This window comes from Bacteroides sp. NGMCC 1.200775, assembly GCF_040798045.1.
Taxonomy (GTDB): domain Bacteria; phylum Bacteroidota; class Bacteroidia; order Bacteroidales; family Bacteroidaceae; genus Bacteroides; species Bacteroides hominis.
Map to the genome: position 1 here is coordinate 548,898 of NZ_JASCQK010000003.1, position 26,226 is coordinate 575,123.

The 26,226-nt window shown below is 38.9% G+C and carries 21 protein-coding genes and 1 pseudogene; 11 read left to right on the forward strand and 11 right to left on the reverse strand.

Annotation, left to right across the window (positions count from 1 at the left end):
* Positions 1–2 precede the first annotated feature (2 nt).
* The 9 genes and pseudogenes from QK890_RS11485 (at position 3) to QK890_RS11525 (ending at position 12,018) form a co-directional block, all read left to right on the forward strand.
* Positions 3–2,090 (forward strand): class I SAM-dependent DNA methyltransferase, encoded by a 2,088-nt coding sequence (locus QK890_RS11485; protein WP_009291755.1) that lies wholly within the window; start codon positions 3–5, stop codon positions 2,088–2,090.
* Complete coding sequence (locus QK890_RS11490; RefSeq protein ID WP_129643788.1) at positions 2,087–2,659, forward strand: restriction endonuclease subunit S; 573 nt, start codon at positions 2,087–2,089, stop codon at positions 2,657–2,659. The genes QK890_RS11485 and QK890_RS11490 overlap by 4 nt, the downstream gene beginning before the upstream one ends.
* On the forward strand, positions 2,619–3,353 hold the full coding sequence (locus QK890_RS11495) for a restriction endonuclease subunit S (RefSeq protein ID WP_009291757.1): 735 nt from the start codon (positions 2,619–2,621) through the stop codon (positions 3,351–3,353). The genes QK890_RS11490 and QK890_RS11495 overlap by 41 nt, the downstream gene beginning before the upstream one ends.
* A gap of 12 nt (positions 3,354–3,365) precedes the next feature.
* Positions 3,366–6,287: a type I restriction endonuclease subunit R gene (locus tag QK890_RS11500; protein ID WP_009291758.1), complete on the forward strand. Its 2,922-nt coding sequence runs from the start codon at positions 3,366–3,368 to the stop codon at positions 6,285–6,287.
* Positions 6,288–6,293: 6 nt separating this feature from the next.
* The gene (locus QK890_RS11505; RefSeq protein ID WP_009291759.1) at positions 6,294–7,214 is read left to right on the forward strand and encodes a DUF4268 domain-containing protein; all 921 of its coding nucleotides are present in this window, start codon (positions 6,294–6,296) and stop codon (positions 7,212–7,214) included.
* A 53-nt stretch (positions 7,215–7,267) separates the two neighbouring features.
* Positions 7,268–8,167, forward strand: a complete 900-nt coding sequence (locus tag QK890_RS11510; RefSeq protein ID WP_009291760.1) for a DUF1837 domain-containing protein — start codon at positions 7,268–7,270, stop codon at positions 8,165–8,167.
* A 5-nt stretch (positions 8,168–8,172) separates the two neighbouring features.
* Complete coding sequence (locus tag QK890_RS11515; protein ID WP_129643785.1) at positions 8,173–10,731, forward strand: DEAD/DEAH box helicase; 2,559 nt, start codon at positions 8,173–8,175, stop codon at positions 10,729–10,731.
* A 15-nt stretch (positions 10,732–10,746) separates the two neighbouring features.
* Positions 10,747–10,959: pseudogene (locus tag QK890_RS11520) on the forward strand (hypothetical protein); the annotation flags it as partial.
* Positions 10,960–10,995: 36 nt separating this feature from the next.
* Entirely contained in the window at positions 10,996–12,018 is a 1,023-nt protein-coding gene (locus QK890_RS11525; RefSeq protein WP_009291763.1) for a virulence RhuM family protein, read from the forward strand.
* A gap of 657 nt (positions 12,019–12,675) precedes the next feature.
* On the opposite strand, the gene QK890_RS11530 is transcribed toward QK890_RS11525, so the two are convergent.
* From QK890_RS11530 to mnmE, 6 genes are all read right to left on the reverse strand, one after another.
* On the reverse strand, positions 12,676–13,749 hold the full coding sequence (locus QK890_RS11530; protein ID WP_009291764.1) for an AAA family ATPase: 1,074 nt from the start codon (positions 13,747–13,749) through the stop codon (positions 12,676–12,678).
* A gap of 3 nt (positions 13,750–13,752) precedes the next feature.
* Complete coding sequence (locus tag QK890_RS11535) at positions 13,753–14,130, reverse strand: helix-turn-helix domain-containing protein (protein ID WP_009291765.1); 378 nt, start codon at positions 14,128–14,130, stop codon at positions 13,753–13,755.
* Positions 14,131–14,251: 121 nt separating this feature from the next.
* Entirely contained in the window at positions 14,252–15,052 is an 801-nt protein-coding gene (locus tag QK890_RS11540) for a hypothetical protein (protein ID WP_129643782.1), read from the reverse strand.
* A gap of 174 nt (positions 15,053–15,226) precedes the next feature.
* A complete protein-coding gene (locus QK890_RS11545) occupies positions 15,227–16,339 on the reverse strand; it encodes a site-specific integrase (RefSeq protein WP_009291767.1) in 1,113 nt (370 codons plus the stop codon).
* A gap of 115 nt (positions 16,340–16,454) precedes the next feature.
* A complete protein-coding gene (locus QK890_RS11550; RefSeq protein ID WP_129643779.1) occupies positions 16,455–17,333 on the reverse strand; it encodes a helix-turn-helix domain-containing protein in 879 nt (292 codons plus the stop codon).
* 272 nt (positions 17,334–17,605) lie between these two features.
* Positions 17,606–19,003 (reverse strand): tRNA uridine-5-carboxymethylaminomethyl(34) synthesis GTPase MnmE, encoded by a 1,398-nt coding sequence (gene mnmE / locus QK890_RS11555; RefSeq protein WP_032539937.1) that lies wholly within the window; start codon positions 19,001–19,003, stop codon positions 17,606–17,608.
* Positions 19,004–19,124: 121 nt separating this feature from the next.
* Here mnmE and QK890_RS11560 point away from each other — a divergent pair, with 121 nt between their 5' ends.
* Complete coding sequence (locus tag QK890_RS11560) at positions 19,125–21,044, forward strand: ATP-binding protein (RefSeq protein ID WP_367627344.1); 1,920 nt, start codon at positions 19,125–19,127, stop codon at positions 21,042–21,044.
* A 78-nt stretch (positions 21,045–21,122) separates the two neighbouring features.
* Positions 21,123–21,773, forward strand: a complete 651-nt coding sequence (locus tag QK890_RS11565; protein ID WP_044300727.1) for an NAD(P)-dependent oxidoreductase — start codon at positions 21,123–21,125, stop codon at positions 21,771–21,773.
* On the opposite strand, the gene QK890_RS11570 is transcribed toward QK890_RS11565, so the two are convergent.
* The 5 genes from QK890_RS11570 to QK890_RS11590 all read right to left on the reverse strand — a co-directional run bounded on the left by QK890_RS11570 (position 21,757) and on the right by QK890_RS11590 (position 26,224).
* Entirely contained in the window at positions 21,757–22,284 is a 528-nt protein-coding gene (locus QK890_RS11570) for a 3'-5' exonuclease (protein WP_044300728.1), read from the reverse strand. The genes QK890_RS11565 and QK890_RS11570 overlap by 17 nt on opposite strands.
* Positions 22,284–23,162 carry a nucleoside phosphorylase gene (locus QK890_RS11575; RefSeq protein ID WP_005807914.1) on the reverse strand — a complete coding sequence of 293 codons (879 nt, stop codon included), beginning with the start codon at positions 23,160–23,162 and terminating at the stop codon, positions 22,284–22,286. Before QK890_RS11575 ends, QK890_RS11570 begins: the two co-directional genes overlap by 1 nt.
* Positions 23,163–23,291: 129 nt before the next feature.
* The gene (gene floA / locus QK890_RS11580) at positions 23,292–24,293 is read right to left on the reverse strand and encodes a flotillin-like protein FloA (protein ID WP_005807912.1); all 1,002 of its coding nucleotides are present in this window, start codon (positions 24,291–24,293) and stop codon (positions 23,292–23,294) included.
* 25 nt (positions 24,294–24,318) lie between these two features.
* The gene (locus QK890_RS11585; protein WP_022011354.1) at positions 24,319–24,789 is read right to left on the reverse strand and encodes an NfeD family protein; all 471 of its coding nucleotides are present in this window, start codon (positions 24,787–24,789) and stop codon (positions 24,319–24,321) included.
* Positions 24,790–24,796: 7 nt separating this feature from the next.
* On the reverse strand, positions 24,797–26,224 hold the full coding sequence (locus tag QK890_RS11590; RefSeq protein ID WP_032539932.1) for a tetratricopeptide repeat protein: 1,428 nt from the start codon (positions 26,222–26,224) through the stop codon (positions 24,797–24,799).
* Between the last annotated feature and the right edge of the window lie 2 nt (positions 26,225–26,226).

The window sequence follows — 26,226 nt, forward strand, 5'->3', positions numbered from 1 at the left end:
ATATGGAACAAGCTCAATATAATCAGCTATTTTCTTTCATCTGGAATATTGCGACAGATGTACTTGTGTATGCCTTTGATAAAGGCGAATACAAGAAAATCATTATGCCAATGATGGTGTTGCGTCGTATCGATGTGCTTCTTGAACCAACAAAGGCAATCTTATTGGCTCAAAAGAAAATGCTTGATGATAATAAAATTGCCAATCAAGATCCAATATTGTTTAACACCACAGGATATCCTTTCTACAATACTTCACTTTTTACAATGAAGACCTTGAAGGGGGAGACCGATCCATTACGGCTAAAGATGAATTTTAATGATTATCTTAACGGTTTCAGTAAAGATGTTCAGGATATTCTTGATAAGTTTCATCTCCGTCAAATGGTTGATAACCTTACGGAGGCAGAACGTTTAGGGAGTATAATTGAAAAATTTACAGATGATAAGATAAATCTTAGCAATAAGCCTGTTCTTGATGATAATGGTAATGTGAAATCTCCTGCTCTTGATAATCATACAATGGGTACGATGTTCGAGGAACTACTCAGAAGATTTAATGAAGAAAACAATGTAACGGAGGCCGGTGAACATTTCACGCCTCGTGATTATGTAAAACTGCTTGCAGATTTGGCTGTTATACCAGTTGCAGACAAAATTAAAGACAATACATACACGGTGTATGATGGTGCTTGTGGAACAGGTGGTATTCTTACTATTGCACAAGATCGCATTAAAGAAGTTGCTAACGAAAGAGGCAAGAATGTTCAAGTGCTGATATATGGGCAAGAGCTTCAACCTGAAACTTTTGCGACCTGTAAAGCAGACCTGATGATTTCAGGCGATATTCAGGCATTTCAGTATGTACATGGTACAGAGATGCGTGAATACATAGCGTTCGATAGTACCATTTCACGAGATGGACATCCTGGCGAAACTTATGACTTTTGTATCTCTAATCCTCCATTTGGTACTCCTTGGAAGGAGGATCTCAAAAAGCGAGGATTAACTGAGACTGAGAAGAAAAAGTTTACTGACAGTCGCTTTACATTGATTGGGGAAGATGACATGGGAATATCATTTATCCCTGATATTGGCGATTGTCAAATGATGTTTCTTGCCAATAATCTTTCACGAATGAAAAATGCCACAGAGTTAGGTACTCGTATCGTGGAGGTTCATAACGGCTCTTCTCTCTTTACAGGCGATGCTGGTAGTGGTGCAAGTAACCTTCGTCAATATATTATTGAAAATGACCTGTTGGAAGCAATTGTGGCTATGCCAGAAAAAGACTTCTACAATACAGGTATTGGTACATTTATATGGATTGTAACAAACCGCAAGGAAGAACGCCGTCGCGGTTATGTTCAACTGATTGATGCAACTGATATTAAGTCTCCGTTGCGTAAGAATTTGGGAGAGAAAAATTGTGAAACAACCGAATCCGACCGACAGCAGATTGTAAAATTGCTTACCGACTTTGCAGAAACACCGCAAAGCAAGATTTTCCCGAACAATGAGTTTGGCTATTGGAGTGTGAAGGTATGCCGTCCTCTACGCCTTTGTTTTGAGTATAATGAGGAGCGTGAGGCTGAAATGTGCCGCAAGGAGAAGGATGCTGCTATTTGTTGCGAAGTAATGACCTTTGTCAAGCAATATGACCATTCGTCTGATTATGATTTCAATACTTTGCAAGAACTATTAAAGGTTGCAGTAAAAGGAATGAAGAGTAAACCTAAGAAAAAGCATGTTGATTTACTCCAGAAGTACTACACAACGACTTGTCTGGACGCAGAAATCGTTCTTGATTCAGATGGTCGCCAAGTTGCAGATAAAGCATTGGAAGATACTGAGATAGTTCCATTCCGTTATAAGGGCGGTATTGATGAATTTTTGCAGAATGAGATATTGCCATATACTCACGATGCTTGGATTGATGAAAAGTCTATACAAGTTGGATATGAACTCTCATTTACAAAATACTTTTATAAGCCAAAGGCGTTACGTTCCATTGAGGATATAACACGAGATATTCGTGCTGTTGAGGAACGCACCAATGGTATGTTGGATGATATTTTGGGTAAGGTATGAGACGGTACGATGAATATAAAGATACAGGTATAGGATGGTTGCCAAAGTTGCCAAGTCATTGGAAAAAACGAAAATTAAAATACTGCTTTTCTGAACGTTCAGAGAAAAACCATCCAGAAGAGCAAATGTTGTGTGCAACACAGTCTCATGGTGTGATTCCACAATCAATGTATCAGAATCGAGTTGTGGTCGTAAACAAAGGCTTTGAAGGTCTTAAGCTTGTAAAAGTGGGTGATTTTGTAATTAGTCTTCGCTCTTTTGAAGGGGGAATAGAATATGCGTATTATCAAGGTATAATAAGTGCTGCATATACTATCCTTGCACCAATAGAAGAACAATTTACAGATTATTTCAAAGTATTATTCAAAAGCTTGCCGTTTATACAGTTATTGCAGACATGTGTAACTGGAATACGAGAGGGACAAAATATTAATTATCCCTTATTAGGACGGAAATTTATACCTATTCCACCTCCTACTGAGCAAGAGAAAATCGTGAGTTATCTTGAAAGTAAAATCCTATGTGTAGATGCGTATGTTCGAGAGAGAGAGAGAGTTACAGCTGCTTAATGAACTAAAAGAGGCTGAAATTGCTAATGTCATCACACGAGGTTTGAATCCCGATGTGAGGATGAAGGATAGTGGTATTCCATGGATTGGCTTGATTCCTGAACATTGGGAGATAAAACAACTTCGTAGTTATCTGAAGATGATAACTATTAAGAATAAACCTAACGAACAACTTTTATCTGTTGTGCGTGAAAAGGGTGTAATTATTCGAGATATAGAATCAAAAGAAGAAAATCATAATTATATCCCTGACGACTTGAGTGGTTATAAATATGTTTCTGTGGGGCAATTTGTTATTAATAAAATGAAAGCATGGCAAGGCTCTTATGCAGTTTCAAAATATAATGGCATTGTTAGTCCTGCATACTATGTTTGCGAATTAAATTTTCCACATAAAGAATTTTTTAACATAGCAATTAGAAGTAAATTCTATGTTCCATTTTTTATTCAGTACTCTAAAGGTATCAGGGTCGGACAATGGGATTTGTCTCCTATTGGTCTAAAAAGTATTCCTTTTTTTGAACCTCCACACGAAGAACAGCAAGCTATTGTTGCCTATATCGAAGATAAGTGTAATAAGATCAACTCCCTTATTGGAGAACTTGAAGCAGAAATAGAATACTTGAAAGAATATAAACAGAAACTTATTGCAGATTGTGTAACAGGCCAAATAAATGTGCAATCTGAAATATAAATAGATGAAGTTATGGTAACTGATACATCAGAGAAAAATCTTGAAACTATCCTTGTGAGCTATTTGTGCGATTCGCAGGGTTATGAAAAGGGTATTTCAGAGGATTATAGCAAGGACTATGCGCTCGATACTGAACGTGTAAAGCGATTTATTCTCTCTACACAGAAAAAGAAGGCTGAGAATACGGCCTGTTTTGTGAGCGAAGTATCAGAACGCAAGTTTTTTGCCGAGTTGAATAAACAACTTGCTTCTCGTGGTATTACTGATGTGTTGAGAAAAGGATTTCGTTACATATCGGAGCTCTTCGATATGTACTATCCATTGCCGTCTGAGTTGAATCCTACAGCTCAGGAAATGTATGCAAAAAATATTTTTTGTGTAACAAGACAATTGTTCTATAGCAGGGACAATTCGAATAGTATTGATGTAATGGTTTCGTTGAATGGAATGCCAGTGATGACAATGGAACTGAAAAACCATTACACCAATCAAACCGTTGAGAACGCCATAAGACAATATCAAACTGACCGTGATGCGAGTGATCCGCTACTTGCGCCTAAAAGATGTGCCGTACACTTTGCTGTTGATGATGATAATATCCGTATGTGTACTTGGCTTTGCGGTAAAAGTTCTTGGTTTTTACCATTCGATAAAGGTGCCAATGGTGGTGCCGGTAATCCTGTTAACCCCAATGGTCTGCGCACATCATATCTTTGGGAGGATATATTAAAGAAAGAGTCTTTGTCGGATATACTTGAGAATTATGCACAAGTTGTAAAAAAGAAAGATGAGAAGACAGGCAAGGAGAAGATTTCTGTTGTGTGGCCGCGTTATCATCAATTAGAGGTTGTCCGACAATTATTATCCGAAACGCGAGCAAAAGGTGTAGGTCAGCGTTATTTGATTCAACACTCGGCAGGTTCGGGTAAGTCTAATTCAATAACTTGGTTGGCATATCAACTTGTTGGCTTGCTTGATGGTACAGAGCCTTTAATGGATAGTGTCATTGTTGTTACAGACCGAGTAAATTTGGATAAGCAAATTCGTGATAACATCGCTGCATTCAAACGTTTGTCTAATCTTGTAGCTTGGGCTGATAGTGCTGAAACATTGCGTAAGAATTTAGAGAGTGGAAAAAAGATAATTATCACAATAGTACACAAATTTCCATTCATCCTTGAAACCATTGGTTCGGAGATGAAGCATAAGCGTTTTGGCATTATCATAGACGAAGCACATAGTAGCCAAAATGGTTCAATGTCTGCGAAAATGAACATTGCCCTTAGCGGTAATGTAGGAGAGGATGGTGAAGACTTGGAAGATAAGCTGAATGCTATTATCGAGGGGCGTAAGATGGTGAAGAATGCGAACTATTACGCATTTACGGCTACGCCAAAGAATAAAACGCTTCAGATGTTCGGAACTGCGTTTGAGCAGCCTGATGGTGAAATCGGACATCGTCCATTCCACGAGTATACAATGAAGCAAGCAATTGAAGAGGGCTTCATTATGGATGTACTCAAGCACTATACAACATATAACAGCTACTATAAGATCGTCAAAGCTATAGAGTCTGACCCTGAGTTTGAAAAGAAGCAAGCCCAGAAGAAACTTAGAGCATTCGTAGAGAGCCAGCCTGAAACAATTCAGCAGAAGGCTTCTATTATAGTGGAGCATTTCCATAGCCAGATTATTGATAAGGGCAAAATGGGTGGACAAGCTCGTGCCATGGTGGTAACAAGTAGTATTCTTCGGGCAATAGAGTTTTACTATGAAATCAGTCGCTTGCTTGAAGAACGTAAGAGCCCTTATAAGGCGATTGTAGCATTCTCTGGTAGCAAGAATTATGGTGGCAAAGATGTTACAGAATCTGACGTAAATGGTTTTCCGTCAAAAGATATTGAGGGTAATATGGAGCGTGAACCGTATCGTATCTTAGTTGTTGCAGAGAAGTTCCAAACTGGATATGATCAGCCATTGCTTCATACGATGTATGTGGATAGAGTCCTAACTGATGTAAAGGCCGTTCAGACCTTGTCTCGCTTGAATCGTTGCCATCCCAAAAAACGAGATACTTTTGTACTTGATTTTGCCAACGACGCAGAAAGCATTAAAAATTCGTTCCAGCGATTCTATAAGACTACAATATTGTCAAAAGAGACTGACCCGAATAGGTTGAATGACCTCATTCAAGAGATTGAAAGCGCTAATATATATTCTGAAGAGGATATATTTATACTCAATGAAAAATATTGGACGGGGGCTTCTCGTGAGGAGATTGACCCTATAATCAACAATTCTGTAGAGCGATTCAAAGAGCTTGATGAGAATATTCAAATCAGATGCAAAAGTAGCATTAAATCCTTCTTGCGTACATATCCTTTTCTCGCAGCCGTTTTGCCTTTTAAAAGTGTGGAATGGGAAAAATTAAACACATATTTCTCATTGTTGATACACAAGTTGCCAGTGTTGAGAGGCGAGGATTTTACCGAAGGGCTCATTGAAGCAATTGATTTTGATCAATACCGAATTGTTAAAGGTGAGGAGCAAAAAATTGAACTGGAAAACTCTGATGCCGAGATTGAGCCAACTCCTGTGGGTACACTTAAGGGTAAAGCAGAACTCAATATGGCGAGATTGAGCGAGATATTGGATGAGTTTAATGGTATTAATTGGCTTGATAAGGAAAAAGCGAAGCAACAACTTGAGGAGTTGCCTGTGCGCTTGCAAGCTGATGAAGCATTTGTGAATGCCGCTCGAAATAGCGACAAAGAAACAGCTCAACAGCAATGTAATATGTCATTGATGATGATTATTGCACGAATGCTTAATGAGAATACAGAATTCTGTAGAAATTATCTCGACAACCCTGATTTTATGAATTTCATCAATCAGAGAGTATTTAATGCAGCATATGAAAACGCAAATAAATAAGATATCATGAAACTCGGAAAGATTAAACGTATTAATGACCTGCGTTCTGTTTGGCAGCATGAAACGAAGGACTTTAGTAAATGGCTTGCCCAAGAATGCAATTTGCAGCAATTAAGTGATGCGATTGGAATTGATATCGTCTTAGAAGAATGTGAGTCTTCTGTTGGAAGTTTCAATGTAGATCTATATGCTATTGAGGAGGGTACAGAAAGACGTATTATAATTGAAAATCAGCTTGAAGACACCAACCATGATCACCTTGGCAAGCTTATCACTTATGCGTCAGGGAAAGGTGCGGAAGTCATTGTGTGGATAGTAAAACGCGCGCGTGACGAACATCGTCAAGCAATAGAATGGCTGAATCAAAATACTGGTGTTAAAATAGGCTTTTTTCTCGTAGAAATTGAATTATGGCAAATTGATGATTCTGCAATTGCTCCCCAATTTAACGTAGTAGAACGTCCTAATGACTGGGCTAAACAAATGAATAATGTCGCTAGTTTAAGCGAGACCAAACAGCTGCAACTCAATTTTTGGCAACAACTATCAGAGTATATTAAATCAAATGAATCCTTTGCCAAGGAATTTTCTGCGAGAAAAGCACAGCCACAACATTGGTATGACTTGAGTGTCGGAAGTTCATCATACCATGTTAGCTTAACTGTAAATACGCAGAAAAAACGTTTAGGTGCTGAAATATACATACCTGACGACAAAGATAAATTCGCCATCTTCAAGCAGTATGCACAAGAAGTAGAAGAGTCAGTAGGCGGCAAGGTAGAATGGAGAGAAGCGGACAAAGCAACTCGCATTATTACTCTTTATTCTTATGATATAAGTAATGAAAGCCAATGGAACTTTGCATTTGAATGGTTGATGAACAAGGCTTTGATATTTAAAAGAATTGCAAAGCAGTTTGATAAATAGATGCCTAAGGATATATTAGATATTTTCTCGCAAATTAGAATCATTGTAAGCTTATGTTGATTAAAACGGATATTTCGAGTGATTTCTTAAACTTATTTACCAAAATCTTTGAAAATGAAGTATTGGAAGGTGGTAATAGGTTGAATGTTTTTATGTTGAAAATATCTAACAATCAGTTTAATTATGGTAATCTAAGCGAAGAATTAGAAAATGCATTAATAACGTATGCTTTATCTAGGCATACATGTAATGAATTAATAGAACAAAAGAAGTTTGGAAATTTAGCTTCACAAGCAAGAGAGAAATTAAGACGTGCTAAAAGTAACACAGGAGAATTAGGAGAACTTCTTTTGTATTGCTTGTTAGAGTCGCACTTACATGCTCCCAAGCTGCTTACAAAATTAGAATTGAAAACAGCTTCAAATGAGTATGTTAAGGGAGCTGATGGCGTTCATTTGTTAAAGATTGATGATGCATCATATCAAATGGTTTTTGGAGAATCGAAACTACATGGAGATTTGAAAAGCGGAATTATTTCTGCGTTTGAATCTATCAAAACAATGTTAGACAACGACCTCGACAAAATGAGATATGAAGTTCATTTGGTAAATACGAATTTGTTAAAAGAGACAGTATCGGAGGACTCGTATGAAATATTAAAGAAAATCTTAATACCAAGTGAGAATGATGAAAATCTAAATCTTGATAATTCTTTTGGAGTCTTCCTAGGTTTTGACATTTCAATGTCAGATGATGAACGTCGTGTTAATAATGCTGAATTTAGAACTAATATATCGGAAAAAGTAAAGTCTAGTATAAATAAAATAGTGCCGACAATTAATGAGCTGTTGAAGAAGAACGAGTTTATCGGCTACAACTTTTATTTTTACATTTTACCATTTTCTGACTTGGATAAGACTAGATCAGAAATCATAAACAGGTTGAAAAAATAATAGCTATGATTCTGGCAGATAAGATTGCACAAGAGATAATGGGTAGCGAGTATTTTCAATCGCTTTTTGTGATATGTATGGAACGTTCATATTATCAAATACTGAATTTATGTAAATCAATACAATATAAAGAAAAAGAGTATAAAGATTTATTGAGATTTGCCGATTTATTATCAGCATCCTCTTTTTCTGAAGCTCGTAGCTATGCGTACCATATTATAACTTTCTTAAATAGTTCATATAAGAATGAACCATATTATAGAATGGTATCTAAATCTGTATATTATAATCTTGGTAATTTTCCAGCAGTTAATTATTTAACTAAAGAAGATTGTAATGAGGCTGTACTTCCATTAGATAAAATGATACAAATAGATGCTAAGAAAGCCTTACAAGAGGTTCCAAATTCAGATGGAATATACTTTACTGATACTCAATATGATTTATATTCGGGGTTAAGTGAATCCAGGGAATTTAGCTTCTCTGGACCGACATCTATGGGCAAATCCTTTATTATAAAAGCATTTATAAGTAGAATAATACACAATAGACCTCCTGAAAATTTAGCGGTAATAGTTCCTACTAGAGCTCTTATCAGCCAGTTTACTCTCGAAATAAAAAAAGACTTGGGTATACAACTGGAACGTAATAAATATAAGGTTGTTACAAATTCAAATATATCAGAACTTATTCTTGAAAATAATACAAATCTAATTCTCGTGTTAACTCCAGAACGGCTGATTAGTTTTTTGTCTCAAAACGAAAATCCTTCAATAGGTTTTTTATTTGTGGATGAGGCACATAAAATAGCACAAGACGATACTAGGAGTATAACAACATATATTGCTATAGAGAAGACACTAAAAAAATATCCTACAACCAAACTTTATTTTTCATCTCCTAATGTCTCTAATCCGGATATTCTGTTAAAGTTGTTCAGAAAAGATGAGCAGAATTCTTTTAAAACAGAGGAGACCACAGTTGCTCAGAATCTTTTTTTCTCTGATTTGAGTGAGAGGAAATTTTCATATTTTTATGGTAATGAGTTTCTTCCAATATCCACTAAAATCCCGGAAAGTGCCAGAACGGTAAATGGCTTTCTTGTAACTTATGGGAGAGATAGTAATTTGGTGTATTGTAATAGTGTAAGACGTACAATTGCTTATGCTACTCAGTTTGCTAATACAATATCCATAGATGATGCAACTAGAACAAACAATAAATTAAAGAAAGCATCTAAAATTATTGGTGATTATATTCATCCTGATTACTATTTAGCAAGTATCATAAAAAAGGGGGTAGCGTATCATTTTGGCAATATGCCACAATTGATACGTAATCTAATCGAGGATTTATACAAGAATGGAGATATAAAATATATTTTTTGCACCTCTACATTATTAGAAGGCGTAAATATGCCTACGCAAAATTTATTTATACTCGATAATAAGAAACATCGGTCAGAACTCAAATCCATTGATTTTTGGAATCTTGCAGGGAGAGCAGGTCGTATGTCTCGAGAATTACAAGGAAATGTTTTTTGTATAAAACATAATGAATGTGATTGGAAAGGAAGCGCATTTTTTAAAAGTAAAAAAGTTGAGCTTATCCCAACTGTATACGACCGGATAAATAAAAATTTGAAAAGAATAGAAAATCAAATTAAGAATAATGAAATAAAGACAGGAACAGAGGAAGAAAAAAGAATTTTGCGTTATATAGCCAATATCATTTGTATCGATACTTTGGAACCGAAAAGTGGGTATCAAAGTCCAATTATAGAAGAGCTAATAAAAAGAAATAAGATTCAGATATTAGAATTGGCCAAAAGTAAAAATTCTAATATTGAGGTGCCATTTTCGTTATTAGACTCAAATGAGTCTATCGACATCAGTATTCAAAATACAGTATATAAACAGTTGCTTGAATTACACGCTGATAAAAAACAAATTACATTATCTGGCAATGTGGATTATGAGAATTGTCTAAGAATTCTTGAAAGGTTTTATCATCTATATAATTGGGAGAAAACAAACATTAAGGAATTGAATAATGTGAATAGCCTAAAGTATTATGCATTTATTATGAATCAATGGATTAATGGAGTAAGTCTCAATCAAATAATATCAGACTCTATTAAATATAAAGAGTCCAATCAATCATTTATACGACTGCCTTCTGGTGCTAATGAGATATTTAGCTCAAGAAAGAAAGAGCATGTGAATATTTTGATAGGTGAGATTATTCGAGATATAGAAAAGGTTATTAGATTCCATTTCGAAAAATATTTCAACCATTACTTCTTAGTATTGAAGCATATTTTGGGAGAAGATAACGCAGGTGATAATTGGGCTGTATTACTTGAATATGGAACTCGAAATAGAATTGTGATAGCATTGCAGAATTTAGGCTTGTCAAGATATACCGCAAATATAGTGTATGATAAATGTCGAGCAGCTTTAATAGTTGAAAATGGTAAGCTAAAAGGGTTTGAGAAGTCTTTAATTTTAAGTATGCTTCGACAAAATTCATTGGAATATGACGAAGTCTACGAATTATTATAAAAGGCAATAATACTTATGTCACAAGATATTCAATTCATATTATATAACCTTCCGGAAAAGAAAGGTAAGGTGCAGGTAATCATCAGGGATGAAACCATTTGGTGTATCCAAAAGGCGATGGCTCAACTTTTTGGTGTGGATATGACTGTCGTTTCCAAGCATCTCAAAAATGTATTCGAGTCGTCAGAGCTACAGCAAGATTCAGTATGTGTAAAATTTGCACATACTTGGCGATATAGTTTTGTATCGATTATTGTATAATTTATGGCAAAGAATATAGAAATAAGAAATAGTACAGCAGAATTTCTCATCTTTATGCTTGAAGGTCAAGAGGATGGGATTCAAGTGATGTATAAGAATGAGACCATTTGGGCAACACAAAAGGCGATGGCGCAGCTTTTTGATTGCTCAACTGACAATATTGGACTGCACTTAAAAAATATATTTGCATCTGGGGAACTTGTCAAAGATTCAGTTACCGAGAAAAACTCGGCAACTGCCGCAGACGGGAAGAATTATCAAACAATGTTCTATAATCTTGATGCCATTATCAGTGTTGGATATAGAGTTAATTCTGTTCGTGCCACTCAGTTCCGGCAGTGGTGTACGTTTGTACTCCGCCAGTTTGCTATCCGTGGATATGTGCTTGATCATAAGCGAATGGAGAACGGGGCTTTCTTAGGTGTAGATTACTTTGAACATTTGCTTGCCGAAATAAGGGAGATAAGGCTGAGTGAGCGTCGTTTTTATCAGAAGCTCACGGATATCTATGCTACGGCAATAGACTATAACAAGGATGCTCCGACAACCCGTCTTTTCTTCAAGAAGGTACAGAACAAAATGCACTATGCTGTGCATGGGCATACTGCTGCGGAGTTGATAGTCGAACGAGCCGATGCGAATAAGGAACACATGGGATTGACCACTTGGGAAAACGCTCCGAATGGAAAAATTGTCAAAACAGATGTGTCTGTAGCAAAGAACTATTTGCGAGAAAAAGAATTGGAAGAAATGGGTAGGATAGTCAATGCATCGCTTGATATGGCGGAAAGTATGGCAATGCGTCATATACCTATGACAATGGAAGATTGGGCAAAGCGAATAGACAAATTCATTAATTTATTTGATGGCCCGATATTGCAGGATGGCGGAAAAGTTTCTGCCGAATATGCCAAAGAGTTTGCTGAATCTGAGTTTGAAAAGTACAGGATCATTCAAGATCGTCTTTTCCAATCTGACTTTGATAGATTTGAAGATAATAGTCTTCCTGCATTAGATATTGAATAATTATAATGTCATTTTGAGGTTGGCAAAATTGCCTTTGGGATATGGCAGATTCATGTCGTTAAATTAGCAAGTGTTCGGACAATAGTTCTGTATTCATCATCTAGTATCTGCATTTATGGTGGCCGACGTTACTCCAGGATACCACTTAAAAGCAAGAATAGAGTTCACAAAAGAGTTCATAAAAGAACCAGTAGGGTTCATAAAAGAGTTCGTAAAAGCACTACTGAAATACACTCCAAAACCGCAATAATGCCAAATTCAGCTTGCAGAGGATTGGCAAAGTCTCACGAGCGATAAATCGCTTGGGGTATTGAGTTACCCTAACTCAATAAGGTTTGTATAATGGGCAAGCCCTGTGAGCAATTAAGTATACAAATTTCGTTTTTGTCGAGAAAGGCATACCGATGGCTGGCGAAAAGATAAAAGGCTTAAATAACGCTATTTTTCATCCAATCAGCTTGCTGGAAGATTGGCATTCTCAAACGACCTATTGGTCGCTTGGGGTATTAGGCTCCCCGTACAAGATAATGTTTGTACAACGGGCAAGCCCAATCAATGGCAGCGACCAGTTCCGTGGATTATCATGAAACCAGTCGTTGCACTTAGACTTTGACTTATATACGAATGGACACTTTTAGAATAAAGTCAAGTGGAGAGTCAATAATGGTAATCCGGCATGAACCGATAAATGCCACGGCTTTCCTGAACCACCATCCGTTTGTTCGTGAGAAACTGAATTATCTTCACAATCTTGTTGTGATTAAATTTCGTTCCTGCCAGTTCGTAGGCAGTGGTCAGTTCTTCTTCCAAAGCCTTATATCCCGAAATAGTTTCTCTTCCCTCAAAAGCCAGTTCGAGAGCCTCGCGATGGATTGTTTCGTGGATGTCCCTATAAGGGGAGAAGGGTTCCTGTTTGGGACGACCTACGCTCTTTTTTGTCGGCACATAGTCTGGCAGAAGTTCGGGAAGTGATTGGTCATTGATGCAGAAGGCAAATGGCAGAAAGTCTTTGGAACGGGTATGCACACTTTCCACTTTGCTGATGTTGTTGTCGTCCTTGTCTTTTTCGATTTGGATGACAGTCTCAGCCTTGTTGTTGATTTCCGTGCCAATGTGTCCACGGGCATTTTCATCGCTTTTGTTCTGATGAAGGATGGTGTGAAGATGAATCTGGTATTCGTCAGTCCACTGCATGAGTTTGGAGATTACGCATGTGGCTTCGCTCGGAGAATTAATGTCATAGACCAAGTCGCGGATTCCGTCAATCACCACGAAACCGAGACCTTCAATCTGACTGATTGCATCATCTATGATAGCCAAACGCTCCTTGGGGTTGAACTTGCGTAGTGCGAGAAAATAGAAACGGTCGCAATCCTCATTAGCCGGCAACTCTGCCAGTTTCATGATACGATGCATCACAATCATACAATGGTTTTGACTTTGTTCTGTGTCGATGTAAAGGATGCGGTTCTTTCCTTCAGGGAAGTCCGTTGTGTAGTTAAGAACTTCCTTCCCTGACAAAGCTGCTGCCACCATAGCTGACACATTGAAAGTCTTTTTGCTTTTAGCCTTGCCTATGGATGCACTGAAATTTCCCAATGTCCCGATAGGTACTCCGCCTATTTTCAGAACTTCCGGCTCCTGCTCGTACTCTTTTCCCAAACTGAGCATGGTATCTTGCCATCTTGTAGCGACCTGAGCAAGATTCTCAATGGATGTTGGCGTTCCCATAGCCTACCAGTCTTTAGGGTTGGCTTTGTGACGTGTAGCTGCAAGCATTCGGGCGTGTTCTTCCTCTATGCTTATAGGCGTTTCTCCTTTTCTTCCGCTTTCCAACCATTTGTCCAATTCATCCCGATAGACAAACAAGTGTTTTCCTTGTTTGATGATTGGAATACCACCATGCTTGGCTTTGTAATAAAAGGATGATTTCGAGATACCTAAATACTCGCAGACTTCATCAACGGTCATTGGAACATGGGTGTCCTTTTTTACTTCGTTATGCTGCTGATGAATTTTTTCCGCCAGCAACGTTTCCATACTTGCGATTCTCTCGCAAAGTTCTCCTACCACTTCAGGCAGGTCATTAAAGGTCAGTTTGTCTTTTTGCATATATAACATTGTTTTTGTTAAACATGCTGCAAACCAACACAATGATGTAATGCTGACAACTATCAGAAGGCAATAATATTTCAGTCTGTGTTGAATAACCCTAATCGGTTGAATTTGCTTTTTATTCTTGGGCTTCTTTCATACATTTGAAGTGATAATCTCCGGTTTTAGGAATATCAAGGGCTATTTTGCAAACTCCGCATGTCCGGAGATTTTTAGATAGATATTTAATCGAAGCATCTTTTAGTTCATGTGGGAATATAGTATGTATGAATGTTGCTCTATCTATAAGAGAAATGCCCAATCTCTCCCCGATGTTCCATACGAAATGCATCAGGTCAATAGAACGGAGGGAATTATCTACTTTTGAACGGATTGGCTTGTATAAATCAGACTGTCCGTGCGCAAAATACTCTATGTTTTCATGTAGAATTTCAAGATCTTCTTTTGAAAGAAATTCCGTCATTACAAATGTGGTATATTCATGAATGACACGCTTAATGTCTGCCTGCCTTTCGGCTTTTTTACGTTCAATTTCAGCTACACGTACTTCATAATTATCCATATAATCTTGTTTTACAACACTTCCCGCAACTAAATTTACCGGATTTATGTCCTTGTCGTTTGGACACTCCAGTTCAATCTCCTTAATTTGTTCAGTTAGTTCAACAGGAAGAGGTTTTGCTTGCTTGCCAAAAGACAAACTCAATTCATTCTTTGTAATGAATCGGAAGAAGAAATGCTTAAGTACTCCACAGGCGAGTATCATTGCCGTAATATATAGAATAACTGGAGTGGAATATTCCATCAGGTTGATATGGCAACTGAGATATAAATAGGAGTCTGTTGCCCAGTAAAGGATGACACTTACTGAAAGTATGAAACTAGTTCTTTGAGGAGAGATTTTAATACTATTCGTCATAAACTGATACTATTTGAGTTTTACAATAAGACAAATGTATATGCAGATTTCCAAATAGTTGCTGTTTGTAATAGATAATCGTTCAGAATTTAGGAAAAAATATGCTCAGAGTATGATTTGATGCAAAATATCATACTCTGAGCTATAAAAATGGGATTATTTGAACCTTAATTCTTACTTGCGGATTAAAGAGATTCTGTTGCTGGCTTCACGCTTGTTACTGTCCACAACTTTCATGTACCGTTGTGTCGTGGTGATACTTTTATGTGCCATGTTACTTTGAATGGTACGTATGTCTGTGCCAGCTGCTCCTTGAAGTGTTGCGTATGTTCTTCGATAGGAGTGGAAAGTGATATTCTTGGTGATACCGGCTTCGCGAATCCACTCTTTCATGGGTTGCTGTGTCCAACTTCGTTTCAATCCTTTAAATACTAATCCGGTTTTTTCCGGAGAATAGCCGATTAATTGCAGGGCTTCGTCACTGATTGGAATGATGTCCTCTGTTTTGGTCTTTTGGGTAATTGTATGGACACATTTTCCTCCAGCTGCAAAGTCAATGATTTCATGCCATTGCAACGATAGTATGTCGCTGATTCTAAGACTGGTCAGACATGAAAACAATGCCGCTGTTTTCAGAATTGGCTTTTTGCAAGGTGTTTCTGCCAATTTGTATAGTTCTTCCACACTTAGATAATCTTTTGGAGTATCTTCTGTTTCGATTTTATCCAAAAAGTCATTGATATTGGTTTTGATTAGCCGATTGCGATAAAGGATTTTCAAAAGTCCCCGGAATGTTGACCAATAGCCGGAAGCAGAGTTCTTTGAAATGCGACCGTCACGCCTGAGTTGCTTGGCATTTAGCAGATACTCACGAAACTTATTGCAAAGGTCAATATCAATTTCTTCAAAAGTACATTTGCCATGAACGAAGTTGTAGAAATGGTGGTACACAAATTCCCACTTTTGGTCATGCTTACGAAGCTGCTTGCGGTAGTATTCCAAAAAATCCGCTTTGAGTTTGTGCCTGTCAAAAAAATCATACCTGTCATTTACGATAGATTCAAAGCGTTTGCATCGGATGGCTTCTGCCTTTTCCGACATAGTGGCATTGAAGTTACGTTCGCGCTCATTCTTGGGATTGGCATAAATATAAATGTTCAATCCTTCGTGGCGGATGGTCTTCATTGTTTCTTGGTCACGATAGCCCGGATAATAATCCAGATAGTAAGAAAGCATCCCGTTTTTCAAAGGACGTGTTCTCAATGTTACTGTTTTACATTCTAACATGGTTACAATTATTATTAGTTTATACTTGATTTGCTGCAAATGTCCGGAATGGCTTGACACAGACAATGCTCATTCTTAGAATCATTTTCTGGTCTGCCTAAATTCAGACTTAGGCTTATTTTCTGACACCCATTACATGATCAAATTCCACTTTCAGGAATCTCACGAAACGACCTTTCTTCTCACGTTTGATTTCGTGAAACTGCAAAATGCCATAGACAGAATCCCGTGTGAGACTGTATTTCTTCATGGCTTCCTGTACGGTATAGTATTCCGATGAATCATCTTCTGTTGTTTTCTTCGACAGATCAAAGTGCAGTTTGGAATAGAATATCTGACCATGTTCTTTCTTTGAAGGGATGTTGTTCCGATAGACATGGGAGCGGATGGCAACCCGACTCATCCCATACTTTTGTTCTATCTCTTCGGGAGTGTACCATTCGGTCAGATCATTATCTGTCTTGTATTTGGCAAAAGCAGCATCAATATGCTTTTTGCTGTAATAGTTGAACTGACGGATTTTTACTTTTGGCACATTATGCTCCCGTGTATAAGTCCATACCCATTTGGTGTTGACCTTGTATTTTTTGGCAATTTCTTCAGCAGTGTAATATTCAGCAATATCAAATTCGACTTTTGACATCACACGTTCATAAGGTTTGGATTTAAGCAAAAGTTCTATATCAGCTCTTCGAATAAAAGACATTCGTGAACTAATCCGACTTGCTCTCAACTTATTCTCTTTGACTAATTTGTAGATGTACTGACGAGAAACTCCCATCAATTTAGCTGCTTGTGAAAAGGTAAAGTACTCTTGATTTTCCAGCATCTTCTTTACCTCCAACAATTCTTGACTCTGAATGAGCTCCATTCTTCGCTCTTTCATACGATGTTTGTAGCCTCGTTTAGAACATTGAGGACTACAATAATTAGTGGTGGTTTTCTGAGCTATAAAAGGTTTACCACACCATTGACAAATTCTTTTTACTTCCATGTTGTTTTCTCCATATTTTTAATGAAACCATAAAGATTTAATTTCCCTTTTTGTCTCTCTACGTAAACCATTGTTCACCCATGTCGCCAAATGCGTCAGTGTGACATCGGGGACAAACCCCAATTTGTTTCGCGGTAGAAATACGGTAGAAAAATATGGTGAACAACACTATCCAATCGCTATGAACTGGATTTGGGATAAATAAAAAAGCCGCTGAATTTCAGCGACTTCATTATAGTTGGTTCTAATTCGTTGCGGTTAATTGCGATATATCATTTTCCGATGCAAAAATGTGCAAATATATTCTGTAGCACCATATCATTGGTTACTTCCCCTGCTATATCGGATAAATGGAAAATACATTCACGTATGTCTTGTGAAAGAAAATCCCCGGAAATATTCGCGTCCAACCCTTCTTGTACCCGGTGAATTGCATCCAATGCACGTGTCAACGCTTCGTAATGACGGACATTCGTTACAATAACATCATTCTGTGTGACTGTTGGTAAATGGGCAGCTGCTACAAGTTTTTGTTGGAGTTCATCCGTGTGCTGACGTTGTTTCGCAGAAATAAAAATAGATTCTATTTCCGAACCGACATGCTCGGAAAGTTGTGAGGTAAGTTCATTTTTCTGAGTTTCATTTATCAGTTCTACCTTATTAAAGACTAAAATCAACTGTTTGTGTTCACAACGAGGAAGAATCTTATCGGAGAGTAGTTTTAGCTGTGAGATTGCGTCTGCTGAATCAATTATCCATAGTACAATCTCTGCCTGATCGAGCTTTTGAAAAGTTCGTTCGATACCCAGACTTTCAATCATATCGTTAGTTTCCCGAATGCCGGCTGTATCGATAAAACGAAAAGTGATGCCAGCTATATTTACAGTATCCTCAATGACATCGCGTGTTGTGCCGTGAATGTCACTGACAATTGCCTTATCTTCGTTCAACAGAACATTAAGTAAGGTAGATTTTCCTGCATTGGTTTCTCCGATAATAGCTACCGGAACACCATTCTTTATAGCATTTCCAACACTGAACGAGTCTACCAGGCGTGCAATCACCTTCTCAATTCCGTCAGCTAACTGGCGCAAGGCAGATCGGTCGGCAAATTCCACATCTTCTTCACTGAAATCTAATTCCAGCTCAATCATTGATGTGAAGTTCAATAGTTTCTCGCGCAATATTGCCAATTCCTTGCTAAATCCGCCACGCATTTGACTCAGAGCAAGACGATGGGTGGCGGCAGAAGATGAGGCTATTAGGTCGGCTACAGCTTCGGCCTGACTTAAATCCATCTTACCATTGAGGAAAGCTCGTTGAGTGTATTCTCCCGGCTGTGCAGTACGGCATCCGTTTTTTATCAGCAATTGCATTACTTGCTGTAGAATATAGGATGAGCCGTGACAAGTGATTTCAGTACTGTCTTCCCCCGTATAGGAATGTGGGGCCCGGAAAAGGCTGACGAGAACCTCGTCTATCAGTTCTTCTCCGTTATAAATTCGGCCGAAAGTTAGCGTATAAGGCTTTTGTTCACTCAGCAGCTTTCCGGGTTTAGCCGGAGTAAAAATACGACTGGTGATGGTTATTGCTTCAGGACCGGAAACACGAATGCTTCCGATGGCTCCTCCTTGAGCGGTTGCTATGGCGCAAATTGTGTCTTGATTCATTATCTATTTCATTTTGAGTGGCAAAGATAGAGCTTTCTCTGTAAAAAACAGAGTAAACAGATAGAAGTTATGCTTTATTATTTTATCTTTGCTCGCATACAGCAAGACAAATTTTATGGCTATGGGACACGCAAAAGATTCATTTTCGGGGATGGAGAATATTGAAAAATTAAAAGAGGATTACCAGAAGATCACTTCTGTTTTGGCCGGACATCAGATTGCATTCTGGGAATACGATATTCCTACGGGCGAATGTAATTTTACAGATGAATATCTTAGTATCTTGGGTTTAAAGGAAGCAGGAATTGTTTTCAGAGAAATTAATGACTTTTATCGGTTTGCTCATCCGGATGATGTTACTTCTTATCAAACAGCTTTTAACCGCATGCTTGAGTCGGATACAAAGACTTCTCAAATAGTAGTGCGTTGCTTGGGAGAGCATGGAGAAACAATTTGGCTTGAAGATAATTTCATTGCGTATAAGAAGAATAAGGAGAATGGTTCTGATAAAATTATAGCATATACTGCCAATATTACTTCACGCTGTGAAAAAGAAGTGCAGATCAGACAGCTTGAAGAGCGAAACCGGAAAATTATTGAGGCACTCCCTGAGTTTATATTTATTTTTGATGATAATTTCTTTATCACGGATGTATTGATGGCACCCGGTACGGAACTTTTACATCCGGTAGAAGTCTTGAAAGGAGCAGATGGGAGATCTATTTATTCAGCGGAGGTCAGCGAATTGTTTATCAGTAGTATACGTGAATGTCTGAAAAGTGGAAAACTGAAAGAAATAGAATATCCTTTAGATGTAGAAACCGGCAGACATTATTTTCAGGCGCGTATTGCTCCGTTTGAGGGGAATAAGGTATTAGCTCTGATTCATGATATAGGTGACCGGATACGTCGCTCGCAAGAATTGCTTGATGCTAAACGGCGGGCAGAAGAGGCGGACCGGATGAAATCGCTGTTCCTTGCTAATATGAGCCATGAAATACGTACTCCTTTGAATGCGATTGTCGGTTTTTCGGAGATAATAGCTCTGACTGAGGATGAAAAGGAGAAAGAGGAGTATTTAGGGATTATCCAGCAGAATAGTAATCTATTGCTGCAACTGATCAATGATATTCTTGATTTGTCACGCATAGAGTCTGGTAAATCGGAAATGCACTGTCAGTTGACAGAAATAAGCGGGCTGGCAGATGAAGTGTATAAGGTACACCGTCTTAAAATGAAGAAAGGGGTCGAACTAAATGTGATTCGTCCATCAGATGAAATCTGGATTTCGACGGACAGAAATCGTGTAACACAGGTATTGTTTAATTTCTTATCGAATGCAATTAAAAATACGATTGAGGGGAGCATCACCTTTGGACTTGTAAAAGAGGAAGAATGGGTGAAATTTTATGTGGCAGATACCGGTTGTGGCATTTCTAAAGAGAAGCTCCCTTTGATATTTACCCGTTTTGAGAAGTTGAATGATTTTGTACAAGGTACAGGATTGGGTTTACCTATCTGTAAAAGTATTGTGGAACGGTTAGGAGGTCGGATCGAAGTGGAATCCGAGCTTGAGCAGGGGAGTACTTTCACTCTTTATCTGCCCAATAAGCAAGAGCAAAAAGTAACGGTTGCGGAAAGAGGAAATGCAACCGTCACTGTGGGACTGAGCAACCGGCAGAAGAAGATACTGATAGCGGAAGATGTGGAGTCTGGTTATCTGCAGATTAATGCCTTTTTGAAGAAAGAATATACAATTCTTTGGGTGCCAAATGGAGAGGAAGCAGTAAAAAGTTTCATGCGTGAGAAGCCCGATCTGATTCTGATGGATATCCGAATGCCGGTGATGAATGGTATTCAGGCGACAGCTAAAATTCGTGCAATTTCGCAAGAGGTACCGATTATTGCGGTTACAGCATATGCATTCTGTCCGGAAGGGGAGCAGGCTATTGAAGCAGGGTGTAACGAAGTGATTGCGAAACCTTATCCTCTGGAAAAGCTGAGAGAAACTATCAAAGCTTATTTGCGGGAGGGAAGATAAGCCTGTTTTTCGATGCAACAATTTATGATATAGTGTGTTATGTAGAAAACAAATAATACTGTATAGATAAATTGGATTATGAAGAAAGTTGTGATAATCGGAGCCAGCGGCTTCGTGGGTTCGGCTATTCTAAATGAAGCTTTGAACCGTGGATTTCATGTGACGGCGGTAGTTCGTCATCCTGAAAAAATTAAGATTGAGAATGAGAATCTGGAAGTGAAGAAAGCCGATGTCTCTTCATTAGATGAAGTTTGTGAAGTTTGCCAAGGTGCCGATGCCGTGATTAGTGCTTTTAATCCGGGTTGGAATAACCCTAATATATATAAGGAAACCATTGAGGTCTATCTAACGATTATTGATGGTGTGAAAAAGGCCGGAGTCAACCGTTTTTTAATGGTGGGAGGGGCCGGTTCATTGTTTATTGCTCCGGGTATTCGTCTCGTTGATTCGGGAGAAGTTCCCGAAAAAATATTGCCCGGCGTGAGGGCTTTAAGTGATTTCTACCTTGATTTTTTGAAAAAGGAAAAAGAGATTGATTGGGTCTTCTTCTCACCGGCAGCAGATATGGCTCCGGGAGTACGTACCGGAAGATACCGTCTGGGTAAGGATGATATGATTGTAGATATTGTGGGTAACAGTCATATTTCCGTAGAAGATTATGCCGCTGCCATGGTTGATGAACTTGAAAAGCCGGAGCATCATCAGGAACGTTTCACCATAGGGTATTAAACGGACGGTATCTCTCAAGATAATTAAGATAAAGTATTGCACATCCCCGGGCGTCGGAAAGGGCTTCGTGGTGCTTAAGTTCAATTCCCTCCCGTTCGCAGCAAGCACTCAGATTGACTGGTTTATATCCCAAAGAACGGTAGATTCGGCAGGTACATTCCCAATGTTCCGGAAGTAATAGCTCGTCATAGTCCAGTCTGTACATCTGCATGGTGCGTTTTAGTACATTACGGTCGAATTGCTCATTATGTGCAACTACTACTTTTCCTTGCAACCGCTTTTTTATTTCAGGATAAATGGCATGAAACCCCGGAAGTGATTCCGTCATTTCCGGGGTTATTCCATGTACGAGGATATTTGCACGCCAGTATTCATTCTCCGGTGGTTGAATCAGGCTGTAATATTCATCCGTAATTTCTCCGTCGGTAACGGTGACAATACCTACGGCACAGGCACTTTCCATGTATCCTGTGGCTGTTTCGAAATCGATGGCGGCAAATGATAGATTCATCAGATTCGGTCAAGAACAGTTTTTATTAGTGTATCGATGGTATTTTTATAGCCCGTATTCGCTTCTTTGATCAAACGGTTGGCTATAACCATACAGACTGTCATGGCTTTGTGTCCCATCAGCTTGCCGAGGCCGGCAAGAGCGGAACTCTCCATTTCAAAGTTAGTTATTTTATAACCCTTGTATTCAAACTTTTCGATTTTGTCATTTTGGTTGGGATCTGCCAAAGGAACACGAAGTTCACGTCCTTGCGGTCCGAAAAAACCTCCCGCTGCAATGGTAACTCCACGTACCATATCATCTTGAGCAATACGGTCAATCAATTCAGCATTGGCATCAATCACATAAGGGGCAGGAGCGCATATATTGCCAGACCAACCCATGTGGTTCAGAAATGCCCGCTCAAAAGGAAGATCGCAAACGGCATTGCGTCCGGCATAAAAATTCAACAGACCATCAAAACCGATTGATTTTTCGGAACAGACAAAAGTTCCAACCGGTGTATTGGGTTGCAGTCCCCCACAAGTACCGATACGGACTAATTCCAATGACCGAAGGTGCTCTTTCTCTTCCCGTGTCTGAAAGTCGATATTTGCCAGAGCATCCAGTTCATTAATCACAATGTCGATGTTGTCGCAACCGATACCTGTAGATACGACCGTTATTCGCTTGCCTTTGTAAGTTCCGGTTATAGTCTTAAATTCGCGGCTTTCCACTTCGCATTCTTTGTTTTCGAAGTGAGAAGCTACGAGAGCCACCCGTCCGGGATCACCTACCAATATAACTTTGTCTGCCAACCATTCCGGCTTTACATGCAAATGAAATACCGAACCATCTTCATTAATGATTAATTCGGAGGAAGGAAAATACTTTTTCATGTTATTGAAAGGTTTTAGTTTTATAAATAAGTTCACCACAAATTACATAGATTAACCACTCTTTTTAAGAGATTATTCTTCTCCAGTCAGTTGTGGTATGCTGTGTAGTTTGTGGTGAATGATTTCTCTTTAATCACCCAGTGGTTTGCTGGTAGATCCGCCAATCGGCTTAGCTATATTTTCACGCATTGAGGTGTCAGCCTGGATGTTTTTCATCTTATAATAATCCATAATACCAAGATTTCCATTGCGGAAAGCTTCAGCCATGGCTTTGGGGACTTCTGCTTCTGCTTGAATCACATTAGCTCGGGCTTCTTCTGCTTTGGCTTTCATTTCCTGTTCGGTAGCCACAGCCATTGCGCGACGCTCTTCTGCTTTGGCTTGCGCAATATTCTTATCGGCATTTGCCTGGTCTATCTGTAGAGCAGCGCCAATATTCTTACCTATATCAATATCGGCGATATCAATAGAGAGGATCTCAAAGGCAGTACCTGCATCGAGTCCTTTGCGTAGTACCAGTTTTGAGATAGAATCAGGATTCTCAAGTACTGACTTATGGTTTTCAGAGGAACCGATTGACGAAACGATACCTTCGCCTACACGTGCCAGGATTGTATCTTCACCGGCACCACCCACCAATTGACGGATATTGGCGCGTACCGTCACACGTGCTTTGGCTATCAACTGGATACCGTCTTTGGCAACAGCTGTTACGGGAGGTGTATCAATAACTTTCGGATTAACTGACATCTGTACGGCTTCGAAGACATCACGACCTGCGAGGTCAATAGCAGTAGCCATCTGGAATGGAAGTTCAATATTGGCTTTTGATGCCGATACCAGCGCATGAACTACCCGTTCCACATGACCGCCTGCCAGATAGTGTGCTTCAAGTTCGTCACGGGTTATGTTACTCAATCCCGCTTTATGTGCTTCGATCATACCGGGTACGATGATGTAGGGCGGAACATTACGGATACGCATCAGGAAAAGTTGTACCAGTGAAATATTAACTCCCGATACTTTGGCTGATAACCACAGGAAGAAAGGTACATAATGAAAGAAGAGAACCAGGAAGATAATACCTCCTGCTATCAAGAAGATAGTCAGATACATGGGTTCGACATTCATAATTGTGCTTGATTTTAAATGAATATTAGGATTTTAGTTTTTCGACAAAGATTATTCCATCAGTGATCCGATTGACTATAATCGGAGTTTTTTCATTCAGTAAACCATCCATTGATTTTACTTCTATGATATTCCCATTGATTTCAGCATTGCCAATCTGAGCCAGGCGGGTAATTGTGATACCCGTATCGCCCACTTTTACTTTTTCGGCAGCACTTCGGTCTATTTTGGATGTTATATCTTTCTTCAATGCGAGCTTATCCAGAGTTTTCGATCGCATAAACCAGACAAGCGAACCGATGCAGGCGACTCCTGAAATGATAAGTGTTGTGAATCCCGCCCCTGTCCCCAGATTGACAAAAGCGTAATAGTTGGCATAGATGATGCAAACCAAAGCCGAAATACCGGCAAGGCTGATACCCGGAATCACAAACAGTTCAACTAAAAAGAGTATTACTGCTGCAACAATCAATGCAATGATGATCAGTACATCCATAATTGGGTTATTTTAAATTTTGTTTTTCTGCGTTCCGGACTTCGATAGCCTGTTTATCCAGTTCTTTCGACATTTGGAATATCCTTTTCTCAAGATCACGGATAGCCGGAGCCATTTTCGTTTGTTCGTCTTTGTTAGACCGTGCAAATCCCTCACGTTGGTTAGTTAGTTTGTTAGTTTGCTGACGGTAGTCTTTCTCCATCTGTTCGTATTTCAAATACAGTTGTTTGGCTTTAGGAGATTTGAAATCCGTCAAATGATGATAGGTAGAATGGTCGTCAATAACAAACTCAAAATCGAAGTTTTGTTGTATGTCAGGTTTGTGGTTAATAGCTGCTTCAAGGCGTTGGCGGGCATTATCCACTATTTTCTGATCTTTCCAGGTACTCTCCAAAGAATGGAGTTGAGCTAACCCGATTATTTCTTCCGGATTCATTGCTTCGTAATTATAGGTCCGTTTGGATTCATTGGGTACGAAAACGTATATACAAACCTTGTCCTCGGGTTGGTGACGGTCGGAAGCGAACCATCCCAGGTTATTGTATTCATCGATGACATACATATAATCGTTGTAAGGAGAGTTGAAAGGCATTCCTACATTTTCCGGAACCAGATAGGTATCAGTATTAGTGTTATATCGGGTTACAAAAATATCGTATCCTCCCATAGAACCATCACCGTCGGAAGCATAATAGATAGTCACTCCATCCGACAATACGTATGGGTAATTGGCGTTTCCCGAGGCATTAATACTTCCCGGAAGTGGTTTCCCTTGACTCCATTCATCCAACATTTTGGTCTTGGACAGGATATTCAGGTTTTCTTCTCCTTGTTCGCTGTAATAAATGCGATTTCCGATTTCTGTTTCATAAACCGTTCCCGGATGATAACCTTTGGTTTTGAAATAATCATTGTAAGTGAAAAGTTTACCTGCCTCTTCACTTATTTTATAAGCTTTCAAGAAGTCGACCTTGTCTACTACAAAGCTATCGATGACACATACGTCTTCTACTCCTTTCAGCATGCGAAGATTTCCTTTTGCCTTTTCCAGCAGTTGTTCCGCTTCTTCTATGGGTTTCTTCCGTTTTGATAGGTCAGCTATGTATGTTTCATAGCAGTCTACCGCATCCTGAAACCGGTATAGATCATTGTAAGTTTGCGCAAGGTACAGCTGCCCGCTCGGAATTCGCTTTTTTACTGCAGTTTCCAGATACTTCAACGCTTCGGCTGCATCACCGGTTTTAAGACAACATACGCCATACCATAGATTATAATTACCGTTTGCCGGTTGCGATTTAACATATTTCTGGAAAACGGGTTTGGCTTCAGCATATTGTCCTTTACCGTACATGGCCCTTGCTTGTTCCAAGGTTTGTGCCGATACGCTTGTCAGGAGAAAGCATAATAGAAAGAATAGAATATTTTTTTTCTTCATAA

Excerpts from the sequence above, each read along its gene's own strand:
- QK890_RS11585 (WP_022011354.1), bottom strand. The coding sequence starts at position 24,789 with ATGGATGTACTGATCATCATTGCATTGATTGTTGCAGCAGTAATACTC.
- QK890_RS11500 (WP_009291758.1), top strand. The coding sequence starts at position 3,366 with ATGGTAACTGATACATCAGAGAAAAATCTTGAAACTATCCTTGTGAGC.
- QK890_RS11590 (WP_032539932.1), bottom strand. The coding sequence starts at position 26,224 with ATGAAGAAAAAAAATATTCTATTCTTTCTATTATGCTTTCTCCTGACA.
- mnmE (WP_032539937.1), bottom strand. The coding sequence starts at position 19,003 with ATGAATCAAGACACAATTTGCGCCATAGCAACCGCTCAAGGAGGAGCC.
- QK890_RS11515 (WP_129643785.1), top strand. The coding sequence starts at position 8,173 with ATGATTCTGGCAGATAAGATTGCACAAGAGATAATGGGTAGCGAGTAT.
- QK890_RS11550 (WP_129643779.1), bottom strand. The coding sequence starts at position 17,333 with ATGGAAGTAAAAAGAATTTGTCAATGGTGTGGTAAACCTTTTATAGCT.
- QK890_RS11510 (WP_009291760.1), top strand. The coding sequence starts at position 7,268 with ATGTTGATTAAAACGGATATTTCGAGTGATTTCTTAAACTTATTTACC.
- QK890_RS11490 (WP_129643788.1), top strand. The coding sequence starts at position 2,087 with ATGAGACGGTACGATGAATATAAAGATACAGGTATAGGATGGTTGCCA.
- QK890_RS11570 (WP_044300728.1), bottom strand. The coding sequence starts at position 22,284 with ATGAATCTATCATTTGCCGCCATCGATTTCGAAACAGCCACAGGATAC.
- QK890_RS11485 (WP_009291755.1), top strand. The coding sequence starts at position 3 with ATGGAACAAGCTCAATATAATCAGCTATTTTCTTTCATCTGGAATATT.
- QK890_RS11535 (WP_009291765.1), bottom strand. The coding sequence starts at position 14,130 with ATGCAAAAAGACAAACTGACCTTTAATGACCTGCCTGAAGTGGTAGGA.
- QK890_RS11545 (WP_009291767.1), bottom strand. The coding sequence starts at position 16,339 with ATGTTAGAATGTAAAACAGTAACATTGAGAACACGTCCTTTGAAAAAC.
- QK890_RS11530 (WP_009291764.1), bottom strand. The coding sequence starts at position 13,749 with ATGGGAACGCCAACATCCATTGAGAATCTTGCTCAGGTCGCTACAAGA.
- QK890_RS11560 (WP_367627344.1), top strand. The coding sequence starts at position 19,125 with ATGGGACACGCAAAAGATTCATTTTCGGGGATGGAGAATATTGAAAAA.
- QK890_RS11505 (WP_009291759.1), top strand. The coding sequence starts at position 6,294 with ATGAAACTCGGAAAGATTAAACGTATTAATGACCTGCGTTCTGTTTGG.
- QK890_RS11525 (WP_009291763.1), top strand. The coding sequence starts at position 10,996 with ATGGCAAAGAATATAGAAATAAGAAATAGTACAGCAGAATTTCTCATC.
- QK890_RS11575 (WP_005807914.1), bottom strand. The coding sequence starts at position 23,162 with ATGAAAAAGTATTTTCCTTCCTCCGAATTAATCATTAATGAAGATGGT.
- floA (WP_005807912.1), bottom strand. The coding sequence starts at position 24,293 with ATGAATGTCGAACCCATGTATCTGACTATCTTCTTGATAGCAGGAGGT.
- QK890_RS11540 (WP_129643782.1), bottom strand. The coding sequence starts at position 15,052 with ATGACGAATAGTATTAAAATCTCTCCTCAAAGAACTAGTTTCATACTT.
- QK890_RS11565 (WP_044300727.1), top strand. The coding sequence starts at position 21,123 with ATGAAGAAAGTTGTGATAATCGGAGCCAGCGGCTTCGTGGGTTCGGCT.
- QK890_RS11495 (WP_009291757.1), top strand. The coding sequence starts at position 2,619 with ATGCGTATGTTCGAGAGAGAGAGAGAGTTACAGCTGCTTAATGAACTA.